Origin of the sequence: Spirosoma utsteinense, assembly GCF_014282275.1 — a bacterium.
GTDB lineage: Bacteria > Bacteroidota > Bacteroidia > Cytophagales > Spirosomataceae > Spirosoma > Spirosoma utsteinense.
This window is the reverse complement of the sequence record NZ_VFIA01000005.1, coordinates 138,687-152,420: the sequence shown is the minus strand read 5'-3', so window position 1 is coordinate 152,420 and position 13,734 is coordinate 138,687. Positions and strand designations below refer to the sequence as shown.

Below are 13,734 nucleotides of genomic sequence, written 5' to 3'. Positions count from 1 at the left end.
GGCTCTTAGTTTCGGGCGCTCAATTCCTTCATCATGTCAATAAGCGGTATGGCAGTTACCCCGTTGGAAATAGGATAACGCTCCGTGCCGGGATAGACCAGAAACCGTTTGGTGGCACCAATATCTTCGCAACCCAGATAAAAGCCTTTTGACAGCGACGGGGCTAACGACCGTTTGATTTCGATGGCGTACCGTTGATTTATTCCCTGTTCAAGTACCAGATCAATTTCTGCCCCGGCAGCCGTCCGGTAGAACCAGGGTGTCATACCAACCGGCAAACAGGCCAATAGATTTTCCATAACAAATCCTTCCCAACTGGCTCCAACAACCGGATGCCCTAACAAATCATCCAACGAACTGATATTCAGGAGGGCGTGCGTCAGGCCGCTATCCCGGATATAGACTTTAGGCGATTTTACCAGCCGTTTGCCCACATTACCCGACCACGGACGAATCGTGCGGATAAGCAGTAAATCTTCCAGTAACTCAATGTATCGCTTAGCGGTTGGCCCGGCTATATCGAGGTTGCCGCCCAACTGAGCGACGTTTAGCTGCCCTCCCTGACTGTGGGCCAGCATTGTCCAGAGTCGACGTAAGGTCATAGCAGGTATGCGCGGGCCAAATTGGGGGACGTCCCGTTCCAGATAGGTAGCGATGAAGTTTAATCGCCAGCGTAGGCTGGCTGTGTCATTTTGGGCCAGAAAACTATCCGGGAATCCACCTCTGAGCCAGAGCTTGTCCTGTTCTGTTAAGGTCTGAATGGGCAGTTCAGGAACGGTGAGACCCGGCAGTTCTTTGTAGGCGATACGACCTGCCAGCGATTCTGAAGCCTGCTTTAGTAAATCCAGTGACGCGGAGCCCAAAATCAGGAACTGACCTGTTCGGAACCCCTGCCGACGTCGACGGTCGATCACTCCGCGCAGAATGGAAAACAGTTCGGGGACGCGCTGGATTTCGTCAAGAATGATGAGCTTTCCCTTGTTGAGTTCAAAGTACGCTTCAGGATCGCTTAATTTGGCCTGATCCCCCGGGCTCTCTAAATCCAGATAAATCGGGTCTGGGCTAAAGGCGGTTGCAATGGTTTCGGACAGTGTTGTTTTTCCAACCTGGCGAGGCCCCAAAATACCAACAGCCGGAAATTCATCCAGCAACTGAGTTATTTCGTTCTGAGCAGTTCTAGTGATCATCCTTGTAAATCTAACACAATGTGTTCTATTTACAAGGTAAAAATTGATATAAAGTATGTTTTACGGATAAAATGGATATTAGTTTAGCGAGATGGCTACCTAACCGGTATGGGCAGTACTATACTATTTATAAATCAAATACTTCTTGCGCATCTGCTTATAAGCCGTCAAACCCGGCTCCCAGCTTTGGCGAATTTCTTTTTCGGACTTGCCCGCTATGATTTGCTGTTTCAGATTTTCGGTACCGGCCAACTTATCGAAATTGTTCATTTGCCTGCTGTAGCTCATGTCGAAGAAGCGGGCTTTGTCGGGGTAGGCGTTGTAAAGATCCATCATCCATTTCAGGTTGAGCTGCCGGGTTTTGCGAAAGAGGCTGGTATCGTAGTTTCGCAGGTCCAGCCCGTAGCAATCGGTGTCCTGGTGGAGGGGCGTTTCGCTCATGCCTTTGAGGCTGACGGGTTTGAACGAGAACGGATACTTTCCCTTCAGGGCGGGGGCACCCAAAACGGTGAAAGGCATGTGGGTACCACGGCCCTGACTAACGATGGTTCCTTCAAACAGACAGATGCTCGGATATAGCATTATGGACTGCTGGGTGTTCAGGTTGGGCGAAGGCAGCACAGGCAACGTATACGGCGTATCGTGGGTGTAATTAGCCATTTTGATGATACGGAGTTTGCACGGTTTCGTTTTAGCGACGCCACCCCAGCCTTCGCCGTTGATCATCCGGGCAAATTCGGCAATCGTGCAGCCGTGGGTTATGGGGATGCGGTGCATCCCGATGCCCGAATACAGATGATCTTCCAGAATCGGCCCATCAACGATAAAACCGTTCGGGTTGGGCCGGTCCAGAATCATCAGCTCTTTATTGTTTTCGGCGCAGGCTTCCATCACGTGGTTGAGCGTGTTGATGTAGGTGTAAAATCGGCAACCTACGTCCTGAATGTCGAAGATCAACAGGTCGATGTTGGCCAGTTGCTCTTTGGATGGCTTTCTGTTTTTGCCGTACAGCGAAACCACCGGAATACCGGTTTTGGCATCGACAGCATCATCTACTTTTGCGCCGTTGCTGGCGTTGCCCCGAAACCCGTGTTCCGGTCCGAAAACAGTGACGATGTTGACGCCCAGGCTTACCAGACTATCGACGCTGGGTTTGCTGCCAATAATCGATGTCTGGTTAACGACCATGCCGATACGTTTTCCCTTGAGGTAAGGCAGGTAAGCCGTGATCTGGTCGGCACCCGTCATAAGCGCTGGCTTCGGTTTCTCACCGGTTGGCAGAGCCGCGTCGGCACCGGCACGGAAGGAGACTAGAGCCGGATCGAACCGATTGGCCGAACATAAAACGCCGATTAACAGCGGTACCAGAGCAAGGGAGCCAAGTTTCATAAAGAGCGCACGAAGTCAATAGGGTGGCAAGTTGCCCATAAACGGACTTGAAGACAAGCCCCGTTACTCCGATTTTAAACTCGTTACCGGATTGGTCATTGCAGCCCGCAGCGACTGCCAGCCCACGGTCAGGAACGCGATGGAGATGGCGATACAGGCGGTCAGGGCAAACATCCAGACGCTGATGTCGATGCGGTAAGGGTAGTTTTTGAGCCACTCCCCCATGGCATACCAGGCGGCAGGGAAGGCAAACACGAACGATAGGGAAACGAGCCGCAGGAAATCGGTTGAGAGCAGTTGAACAATGCCCGACACCGATGCGCCCAATACCTTCCGAATTCCGATTTCTTTGGTACGTCGCTCGGCCGACAGGGTCGCCAGTCCGAAGAGGCCGATGCAGGAGATGAAGATGGTGAGGATGGCCCCAAAGAGCATCATTTGCTTCCATTTGGCTTCCGATTCGTACCGTTTGATGTTTTCCTGGTCCAGAAACTGGTATGAATAGGGGTGGAGGGGAAATAACTTTTTGAACACGTTCTCGATGTAGTGAAGGCTGGCCGTTTCGGTGTTGGGCTTTAGTTTGATAAACGCCCGCCCATAGCTGTTTCTGGGGTTCATGGTAAACAATTGCGGCTTTATGGTCTGGTTCAGCGACTCGTAGTGGTAATCTTTCACCACACCAATGACGGTATATTTCTCATTCCTGAACCAGAAGTCAACGACCTGACCAATAGGTTTTTTCCAGCCTGCTACGTTAACGAACGTTTCGTTGACCAGCACCGACTGCGACGAGTCTGAGGGGAAATCTGTTGAAAAATTTCGCCCGGTCAAAATGGGTATTTTGAAAAGAGGCAGGTAATTATCATTGATTGTTTCGTACTCAAAATTCAGCTGAGTTTCGCCGTTCACTTTAGCCACCGTTCCCCAACGCCCACCATTTTTTGGCGCTACATCCACAATGTTCGGATTCTTCAGCAGCTCTTCTTTGAAGAGTTTGGCTTCACTCCGTTTGAGGTTTGACTTGTCGATAATGACTACGTTTTTGTCCTCATAGCCCAGGTCTTTGCTGGTCAGGAAATTGAACTGCGAATAGATGGTCAGTGAGGCAATGATCAGGAACGAAGCCAGCGAAAACTGCAGCACAACCAGTGACTTTTGCAGGTAGCTCTTCCCGGATAGATTGAAACGGCTATACAGCGTTGCCACCGGACTGTAGCCCGACAGAACCAGCGCCGGGTAAAAGCCCGCCAGTAAGCTGGTGGCTATAAAAAGCGCCATGTAAGCCAGCACCAGCCGCGTATCGAACAGGTAGGCGAGGGACAGGGCTTTGTTAGCCAGTTGGTTGAATGTTGGCAAGGCCAGTCCGACCAGCGCGAGGGCAAACACAAAAGCGACAAAGCACAGCAAGAACGACTCGCCCAGAAACTGGATAATAAGATGGCTTCGGGCCCCGCCCACTACTTTCCGGACGCCAATTTCCTTGGCCCGTTTCAGCGAACGCGCCACCGTCAGATTCACGAAGTTGATACAGGCAATCAGCAAAATGAACAGGGCAATACCGGATAAAATATACGAAAAGGTGGGATTGCTCTCGTCTACGAGCCCGTTGCTGGCGGGTAATTCCTTGCTCAGGTGCATATCGGTCAAGGACTGAAGCGCGTATTGGGTCTTTTCGGTGATGCCGTATTTTTTAGCCATCTCTACAATGCTCTCGCTGGCATCGGCAACGTATACCTGGTTCATTTTTGACTGTACTGCATTGAGGTTAGCTCCCGGACTCAGCACGATAAACGTGTTCATGAAGACGCTGAACCAGTTTTCGCTGTTCGCCATCTCGTCCTGACTGACGATCATCGGCATGAGCACATCGAACTTGATGGACGAGTTTTGCGGACAGTTTTTTGCCACAGCCGTTACAACATAGGGCTGGAAGTTGTCATCATTCTTGAAAAATAAGGTCTTGCCTACGGCGTCGGTCGTACCGAAATGGGTCTCGGCCATTTTCTCCGAGATCACCACTGATCGTGGGTTTTGCAGGGCTGTTTTCGGATTGCCGCCCAGCAACGGGAACGTAAATACCGAAAAGAAACTGGCGTCAGCCGAATAGACGGTCTGGCTCCTGACTTCATTCCCCTGTTTCATATCTTTCCGGTCCTCCTGATACCGGACAAACGCTTTTATTTCCGGAACCCCAGCGTGAAATTTAGGCCCCGGCAAATACCCGGTATAAGGTTCCATACGGCTGGTGTTCCCTGCCGGTGTCAATGCCTGGCTGGTGATCCGGTAGATAGCGGGGTTGTTTTTGTGGAAACGGTCATAGCTGACTTCGTCTTTGGTGTAGAGCATGATCAGCATGGCAGCGGCCAAACCAATGCTCAAGCCAATAATATTAATGGCCGAGTACGCCTTGTTGCGGGCCAGGTTTCGGAGGGCGATCTTGATGTAGTTCTGTAACATGGCAGGGCTCAGTAAGGAAAAAGAGGGATATTCACGTGGTTGTCGTTTCAAAGCGAACGGGCGCAGGAAGCTCAGTACCTCCCGACCGTACTGCTGCCGGGCCCGGGTGGCTCCCAGCAGGGTTACGTTGCGGATAAATCGCTCGTGCAAATCGCCCTGCACTTCTTCCAGCAAATGCGGGGCACAGAACCATTCCAGCAGTCGGTTGGCCCCGTGGGGTGGCGTTGGTTGAGCGTTCATATACTGACAGCGGGTAAGGTCTGCGGGGCAATGGAATCCCAGAGCTGGTCGCGAACGGCCCGGATCTCGCGTAGTGTCCGACTTCCCAGAACGGTTACGGTGAACAGGCGTTTGCGCCGACCACCCCGCTCGGCGGTAGCGTCGCCCAGGTAGGAGCTAAGCATACCTTTCTCCTGTAGCCGGTGCAGGGCTGCATGAACCGCGCTGATACTCACCGCGCGGCCGGTTTGCCGGTCCAGTTCATCGGTAATCGCGACGCCATAAGCACCTTCGCCCAGTACTGCTACCGTTAGCAGGACCACTTCTTCAAACTCCCCCAAGTATGTCCGTTTCATGCGTTGAGCTATAATCAACTTTTGTAGAACAAATACAGGGCCAATCATCAAAATAGCCCCTTGGGGCTCCTGAACGGCTTTTTCTGCTGAAATGAATGTCCGAAATCGTACAGATATTGTCCGATGTTGGGAAACAGGCTACTGACGCTGCACTGTTTGGCTCCGATGGGGCGATGCGCTAATCGTGAACGTATGTCAACGCACACTAAATTCGGTGAGAGCGTAAGAAGGTTACGTTTTGGAAGTTGTAATCTTGCGATGGAGAGAAAAATCTAACCACCCCGACACATGTCGTCATCCAAATCCACCTTAAAAAATGCCTGGCCCTACCAGCAGGACCGAATGAACTTACCCGTTGCCGATCTGGAAACGGCGGTGCCTTTTTACGAAACGATGCTGGGATTTCGAGTGATTTTACGTAGCGAGACACCCCATCAGTCGGCGGTACTTGAACGCGACGGCATCCAGATTGGTCTGGCCGAAAACGGGGGCGACCCAGAACAGGACGGATGCTTCTTCGAAGTCGATGATGTCGAAAAGATGCTCGCAGAAGTAAACGCAGCGGGCTTCGACAAGGTAAGCCCCGACTTTCAACAGCAAAAATACGGCGACGTAACGTGGAAGGTCCTGTTCGTTGTCGCTCCGGATGGGCTGTGCTACAGCTTCGGCGAACGGCAGAATTGACCCGTACTGACAACCGGCGATGCGTCGAACCGTCCCGGTTGGTAGTACAAGCCCGGTACTACTCAGTCCGCAAGCTCTTCACCGGATTCGCCAGAGCGGCTTTAATGGCCTGAAAACTAATGGTTATTAGGGCAATTCCAATGGCCAGCAGGCCAGCCAAAAGGAACGTCCACCAGCCAATGTCAATCCTATAGGCAAAGCGTTGGAGCCATTGATGCATAGCATACCAGGCGATTGGGCTGGCAATGACAATCCCGATAATCACCAGCTTCATGAAGTCTCGGGCAAGCAGGGCTACGAGTTGCCCCACTGTGGCCCCCAGTACTTTTCGGATGCCAATTTCTTTAATGCGCTGCTCGGCCGTGAATGAAACCAGACCGAACAGTCCCAGGCAGGATATAAGAATAATTAAAGCAGAAAACCAGCTGAGCAAAGTCTCTGCTTTTGCCTCTAGTTGGTATTGCTTGTCGAAGCTTGTATCCAGAAAGGTACCTTCAAAAGGATATTCTGGTATAAGCGATTCCCAGACCGACCGAACAAGCTCCACGTTGGAAGGCTTGAGCCGAATCAAAACATGGAGCGGGTTATTCGTTCCGTAGTACAGCATCATTGGCTCGATCCGGTTATGGAGCGAAGCAAAATGATAGTCATGTACCACACCGATTACCTGTATGGTAAGCGAGTCGTTTGCTGATGGCCTGATGGTCTGACCAACGGCCTGATTCATCCGCCAACCCATCCACTTAACGAAGCTTTCATTGACAAGAATTGCGCGTTTCTGATCGCTGATAAGGGCAGGATTAAAGTTCCGCCCGGTCTTTAATTTGATATGCAGTAGGTCCAGGTAAGCCTCGTCGACGTGCGCGGAAAAGACCATCTGCTCTGTTTTCTGACCGCCAACTTCCCGGACAACGCTCGCCTTCGCTTCATTGGTGATCGGATTTAGTCCCAGCGATACGGCGTCGATCCGGCTGTTTTGTGCCAATGTTGTTTTCAGAACCTGCATTTTTTTGCGTATCGCTTCTTCGGGTGGTACGTTCACCACCAGCACCTGATCCTTTGTAAAACCCGGATCTTTGCTCCGTAAATAGCCCGTCTGCTGCCGTACAATCAAGGTACTGACGATCAAAATGACCGAAATTGTAAATTGCAGGATGACCAGCGACTTACGGGTCCACTGGCGACCGACTCCTGCCGATTGCCCCTTCAGAACGACCACCGGCTGCGCCGACGATAGAAAGAGGGCCGGATACAGGCCAGTTAGTAGACCCACTACACCAAGTACACTCAGGCCACCAGCCACCAATGACCAGGTAGGCATTGTTATTGGAATAGCGGTAAGCTGTTCGAACAGGGGCCGAACACCAATGATTATCCCCAGTGACAGCACCGTGCTCATGAGCATTATCAGAAATGCTTCGCCCAAAAACTGTCCGAGCAACTGTCGTTTACCAGCACCCATAACTTTTCGGATGCCTACTTCTTTCCGGCGCTTAATGGCCTGAACCACGTACAGATTCATGTAGTTGATACAGGCTACCAGCAGAATAAACACGGCTACTATGGAGAAAATAGCCAGATATAGTCGGCTGCCTTTGGGCGTATCGTCAAACAGTCCCTCAACGAAGTGTAGTTCAGATAGCGGCTGTAGCTGATGCTCAAGTTTAATATCGTATCCTAATGCCTTAATGCGCGGGGCTACCTGTGCCTTGTCAAATTGGGCCAGCTTCCGGCGAAAGCCACCGGCCCGTGTTTGATCGTTCAACAGCACGTACGTAAAACAGGAGGTGTCAAATACGTCTTCGGCGGTGGCTGGTCCATCTTGCCAGGAGAGCAGGATATTGAATCGTAAGTCTGTGTTGGCCGGCAGGTTTCGCAATACGCTGGTTACCATGTAGGGGTGCCCATTCAGGTGCAAAATTCTTCCCGTCGGGTCGACTGCTCCAAAGTATTTCTCTGCCATCTGTTGAGTTAGTACCGCGCTATTCGGCTTATCCAGCGCAGTTTTGCTGCCGAAAAGCAGACGGTACGAGAAGACATCAAAAACGCTTTTATCGACCTGATACACATCACCTTCGTTGGTCAGGACATTGTTGTTTCGTATGGTCGCCACCGAAACGGCCTTGAACCGGACGGTTTTTAGAACCTCAGGATACGTCTGCTGAAGTCGGGGGCCAAGGTCCGTACTCGATACGGCCAGACCATCGTCAGAGCCGGTCATTTTAAAACGGGTAATCACGCGGTAGATCGAATCGGCGCGTTCGTGGAACCGATCGAAGGTCAATTCGTTCCAGACGTACAGCGTAATCAGCCAGCAAGCGGCCATACTGACGGACAAACCCGTAATGTTAATGCCGGTGTAAAGCCGATTTTTAGTTAACGTGCGCCATGCAACTTTGACGTAATTCTGAAACATAAAACAGCCGTACTTGATTGGGTGATCAAGGTACGGATAACGCTAACAGACAGGCTGTTAAAGTTTGTTAAGTGAGGTACTACTCATTCCGCAAACTCTTCACCGGGTTCGAGAGGGCAGCTTTGATACGTTGATAACTCACCGGGAGCCACTTATTCAACAGGGCGTGATAACGAAGGCAACCAACATGACAACATCTTTCGAGAACAGAAATTTAGTAGCCGTTACCTCTATTTTTCTACAATGTCGTAATCTGTTACCAGTCCATCGGATGTCAGGTAGACGATCACGTACTGCTGGGCGGTATCGGTAACGAGTTTGTAGTTCAGTATCTGACTCACCTTTCCCTCGTGCCGCTCGATTCCAGAGTTTTTTACATCGTCATCGCTGATGAATGTCATGGATTTAATGCTATCCAATGAACGGCTGCCCTGGCTGAAACCCCGACGGGCACCGGGCGTAATTCCGGGCGTTTCTGCAACAGCTTTACCTCCTTTTGACATCGCCATCAGGGCCGTTTCGATCTGGTGTGTACGCGTTGCATTCGTGTCATGTCCTGGTTTCGGCGCGTGAAAAAGTGGTCCGATGCGCGGTATTTTTCGTTCGTCTTTGTCCTGTTTCCATTCCAGCGCGGTTATTTTTCCAGTGGCATCCGGTGTAAAGGTCAGATAGGCATCACGGTCTACCGATACAAATCGAGTTGGGGTTTCGGGAACAAATTCCTCATCGCCAAAACCATCCACGAGCGTTACCAGCCGATTCTTCTCGGCCATAAGCGTGATCATCCGGTTATTGGCAAACTCGTAACGTCCCTCGTAGGCCGCCAGCGTTTTAGCCTCTACCGGCACAGCTTTGCGATCGGCTGTTTTCGTTGCTTTATAATCCAGCCAGTTATAGTGTTTAGCTACGGCGTTTACGATCTGGCCCATCATTCGGGAGTTATCGTTGGCGTTGATCATAATAGCCACACCCTGCCCGGTTTCAACACCGGCGGTGAGCAGGGCATCGAAACCCTCATCCCGGCCATTATGACCAAAACGCATCGTATGGCCTTCGCCCTCCAGAAAAACGCCCAGCCCGTCGTTATCTTTCTGATCGGTGAGCATTTGCCGGGTCATTGTCTGCGACAGGACAGCCTTCGGTTCCCCGGCGAACGTATGCTGAATACCAATGGCAAAACGTGCCAGATCAGACGGTGTCGTCCAGAGTCCGGCAGCGGCCATTTCGGGGTAAATGTGCCAACGTCCTTTCACTTCGCTCCGGTCTCCGTAATAGCCCGTAGCGGTCAGTTTAGCTTTATCGGCAGGCAGTGGTTGTTGATACGTGCTTTCAGTCATGCTCAATGGCCCCAATACCGTTTCCTGCATAAACTGAGGAAAGGGTTTGCCTGTCACGTCCAGCACGAGTTGCTGCATGACGGTGTAGCCCCCGCCCGAATACCGCCAGCGAGTGCCCGGCACAAAATCGACCCGAACGGGAGCGGTGTTGGCGGGTGTTGCTCCGTTGAGAATCTGCGGAACTGTTGGTATCGGTTTGCCGACTTCATAGCCGGGAAAGCCATGAACTGTTAGCCCCGTTGTATGGCTGAGCAACCCGCGTAGGGTTACTTTTTTGTCTTTCGTAAACTCATTCTCCGGTACTTTCCAGGTGCGCAGCTTCACGTTCACGTCTTCATCGAGCGACAATTTGCCCGCTTCGGTCAGGTACAACGCGCCAACGGCCGCCACTGATTTACTGACTGACCCTGCCTGAAACAGGGTGGCCGTTGTGAGTGGTGTCTTTTCGTTTTTGTCCGTAAAGCCATAAGCCATAGCCTTCACGATCTTACCATCCTGAATGATGGCAATTGACAAACCGGGTACATGTCGTTTTCGTAACTGGTCACGAATGAAATCGTCCAGATCGTCGGCAAGGACCGGAGAACCGAGAAGGAGTAATGAAATGACAGCTAGGGGATAACGCATAAAAATGTAGTAAGAGCGAATGCGGATAAAGGACAAGGGTAATAAGAAATAGTTGCCTGCAATGCCTGTCTGGCTTTCATAATAAAACTACTCAGACCGCAAACTCTTCACCGGATTCATCAGGGCGGCTTTGATGCTTTGGAAACTGACCGTCAGTAACGCAATCCCGATGGTGAGTCCACCCGCCAGGGCGAATACCCACCAGGCGATGTCGATTTTGTAGGCAAAGTCCTGAAGCCATTTGTTCATGGCCCACCAGGAAATAGGTGAGGCTATAACCAGGGCTAGCAGAACCAGCTTGATAAAATCTTTCGAGAGCAGCGTAACGATACTGGCAACGGATGCGCCAAGCACTTTCCGAACCCCAATTTCCTTCGTGCGTTGCTCAGCCGTGAAGGCGGCCAGTCCAAACAGGCCAAGGCAAGCAATGAACAAGGCGAAACCAGTAAAGACACTGAATAAGCTGGCTAACCGGGCCTCCGATTTGTAGATGCTATTAAAGGTTTGATCGAGAAAATAATACTCAAACGGTTTCTCGGCATTGATCTGATGATAGGCTGTTTCTATGCGCCCGACCGTTTGCTGTAAATCAGCGCTGGGCTGAATACGGATGTACAGACTGCCCCCGAACGTAGCCATGGCACTGGCGGTATCTTTGGCAACGAAGAGCGCCAGTGGTTCGTTGGAATCGTTGATATCGGTAAAATAGAAATTACGCATCACACCCACCACTTCACTCTTCTCCGATCCAAATGACAGCCGCTGGCCCAGAGGTTGATTACCGATTCCCATTTTTCGAACGGCTATTTCGTTCAGGACAACGGTATTGGGAGCCGCCAAACGTGTTGGGTCAGGTTTACTTTTCCAGGGAATCTGGAGGGTTTCGGCAAATTGATCGTCTACGGATAAGACGTGAATGCTGATGTCTTTCTTCGTTGTCGGCGATTGCGTAAAAAAGATACTACCCCCTTCTTTATAGAGTACCGACGACGCAGCCGCTACCCGCTCCACACCCGGTATCTGCCGCAGGTCGTGTTTTAATATACTGTATTGTTGGGTAAGGGAGGCATCTACCGGCAGAACGAGGACGCGGTCTTTATACAACCCTAATTTCCGGTTTTGCAGGTGCTGTACCTGCTGGTAAATCAGCATACTACAGCCAATTAAACCAATGGATACCGTAAACTGAATGACCGTGAAAACCCGGCGAACAGCGGGGCCTCCTTTACCGGTTGTCAGATTGCCCTTCAATACATTAACCGGGCTAAAAGAGGATAGTAACACGGCCGGGTAGCTTCCGGACAGCAGCACGCAGGTTATCAATAGACCCAGTGCCGCCAGTCCGAATTCAGGTGTATACATAAACGACGGGTCGATATCGAGTTGCAGGAGCTGGTAGAACGGTGGTCGAAGGACCTTCACCAACACCAGGGCTAACAGGAAGGCCAGCCCCGTAATCAACATTGACTCGCCATAAAATTGACCCGCGAGTTCGCTTCGGCCCGCGCCCATTACTTTCCTGACACCCACTTCACGAGCGCGTTGGGTAGCGCGGGCAGTGGTTAAGCTCATGTAGTTGATCAACGCCAACAACAGAATGAGAGCCGCAATGCCCAAGAAGATGGTCAGGTAGCGTGAGTTGGCGGTGTCGCCGAAATTCATGCCTAAATGCACACTCGTTAGCGGGTCGATAATATACCGGGTTCCCTGCATATCACCTCCGGATGCTTTGACCAATCCAGGCAGTGTGCGAAGTATACGGCCCGTATCGGCTGACGAGTTGAGTAGAAAGTAGGTTCGAAATGATCCACCCTGTACACGCTGATTCAGTAAGGCCACCTCATCATCCTTGATGAATTGATTTTGTATTCGTTCAATAGCCGGATGACTTTTAAGGGAAGCAACAAAGTCGAATTGCACGGTCGAGTTCGACGGTGGATTTTTCAGTACACCCGTTACCTCGAACCGGAGCTTATTGTTATAGGTGATCGTTTTGCCGACGGGATCTTCGTGGCCGAAATAGCGTTCGGCAGTACGCTCTGTCAACAGAACGGTCATCGGCCGAAGGAGTGCCGTCTGGGCTGATCCGTCAACCAGCGGGAACGAGAAAACGGTAAGAAATGACGGATCGGCCAGAATAAATTTATCTTCAAAAAACTTGCGTTCCGGACTGGTTTTGATCACAACCCGCCCCGGCGTTGTAGCAACGCGGACCATATCCAGCACACCGGCATTTGCTTCCTGAACAGCCAGTCCAAACCGAGCCGACACCCGCTCGCTTTGCATTTCCTGCTCCCCAAACTTCATTTTAGAATAAACCCTGAAAATCCGGTCGGCGTTGGCATGGAAGTGATCGTACGTGCGCTCATGAATCACAAACAGCAGAATGAGCAGACTGACCGCAATACCCAGTGCCAGCCCGCCAATGTTGATGGACGAGTATGTCTTGTTCTTGACCAGGTTTCGGAAGGCGATTTTCAGATAATTACGCAGCATAGTCGTTGTTGCTGGATTTGGATACGCATTAGTTGGTTGTCGTTTCATCAGGGAAGGCCGCATTAAGCTCACCACATCTTTCACATAACGCCAGCGAGCTTTCTGCAAGCCAATTTGCTTGACCCGTTGCTGGAACAGCTCGTCTAAATCATCCTCCAGCTCGTCTACACGGTGGGGCGCGCAAAATAAGTGGAGCAGGCGCGTGGCCAGGCGGGGCGGGTAAAGGTTCATGTCCAGGCGGTGTTAGGAATGGCCTCCCACATCTGATTGCGCACCTGCCGAACGTCCTGTAACGCCCGACGGCCAGCCGCTGTAACGGAATAAAGACGCTTTCGTCGGCCACCACGTTCGGTGGTTACGCCACCTAATTCTGACGTCACCAGGCCTTTCTCGGCCAGCCGATTCAGAGCGGAGTGTACCGCACCAAGATTAACTGAGCGGTCCATCTGCCGTTCGATCTCCGTGACTACGGCGGCTCCATACGCATCTCCCGACCGGATTGCCACCGCCAGTAATACCACTTCTTCAAACTCACCTAAGTACGTTCCCTTCATGGTCGTTTATTA

General features: G+C 51.4%; 9 protein-coding genes. 1 reads left to right on the top strand and 8 read right to left on the bottom strand.

Annotated features, from left to right (window positions below; translation table 11 throughout):
* Positions 1-5: 5 nt before the first annotated feature.
* The 4 genes from FH603_RS05590 to FH603_RS05575 form a co-directional block, all read right to left on the bottom strand.
* On the bottom strand, positions 6-1,187 hold the full coding sequence (locus FH603_RS05590) for an ATP-binding protein (RefSeq protein WP_186736477.1): 1,182 nt from the start codon (positions 1,185-1,187) through the stop codon (positions 6-8).
* A gap of 123 nt (positions 1,188-1,310) precedes the next feature.
* Entirely contained in the window at positions 1,311-2,576 is a 1,266-nt protein-coding gene (locus FH603_RS05585; protein ID WP_186736476.1) for an exo-beta-N-acetylmuramidase NamZ family protein, read from the bottom strand.
* A 63-nt stretch (positions 2,577-2,639) separates the two neighbouring features.
* Complete coding sequence (locus FH603_RS05580; RefSeq protein WP_186736475.1) at positions 2,640-5,273, bottom strand: ABC transporter permease; 2,634 nt, start codon at positions 5,271-5,273, stop codon at positions 2,640-2,642.
* The gene (locus FH603_RS05575; protein ID WP_186736474.1) at positions 5,270-5,608 is read right to left on the bottom strand and encodes a PadR family transcriptional regulator; all 339 of its coding nucleotides are present in this window, start codon (positions 5,606-5,608) and stop codon (positions 5,270-5,272) included. Before FH603_RS05575 ends, FH603_RS05580 begins: the two co-directional genes overlap by 4 nt.
* Positions 5,609-5,896: 288 nt before the next feature.
* Between FH603_RS05575 and FH603_RS05570 the strand changes: the two genes are divergently transcribed.
* Positions 5,897-6,292 carry a VOC family protein gene (locus FH603_RS05570; RefSeq protein WP_186736473.1) on the top strand — a complete coding sequence of 132 codons (396 nt, stop codon included), beginning with the start codon at positions 5,897-5,899 and terminating at the stop codon, positions 6,290-6,292.
* A gap of 58 nt (positions 6,293-6,350) precedes the next feature.
* Here the strand turns inward: FH603_RS05570 and FH603_RS05565 are convergent, their stop codons facing one another.
* The 4 genes from FH603_RS05565 to FH603_RS05550 form a co-directional block, all read right to left on the bottom strand.
* Positions 6,351-8,708, bottom strand: a complete 2,358-nt coding sequence (locus tag FH603_RS05565; RefSeq protein WP_186736472.1) for an ABC transporter permease — start codon at positions 8,706-8,708, stop codon at positions 6,351-6,353.
* Positions 8,709-8,938: 230 nt separating this feature from the next.
* The gene (locus FH603_RS05560; protein WP_186736471.1) at positions 8,939-10,672 is read right to left on the bottom strand and encodes a serine hydrolase; all 1,734 of its coding nucleotides are present in this window, start codon (positions 10,670-10,672) and stop codon (positions 8,939-8,941) included.
* A gap of 87 nt (positions 10,673-10,759) precedes the next feature.
* Positions 10,760-13,399: an ABC transporter permease gene (locus FH603_RS05555; protein WP_222439544.1), complete on the bottom strand. Its 2,640-nt coding sequence runs from the start codon at positions 13,397-13,399 to the stop codon at positions 10,760-10,762.
* Positions 13,396-13,722 (bottom strand): PadR family transcriptional regulator, encoded by a 327-nt coding sequence (locus tag FH603_RS05550; protein ID WP_186736470.1) that lies wholly within the window; start codon positions 13,720-13,722, stop codon positions 13,396-13,398. Before FH603_RS05550 ends, FH603_RS05555 begins: the two co-directional genes overlap by 4 nt.
* Positions 13,723-13,734: the final 12 nt, after the last annotated feature.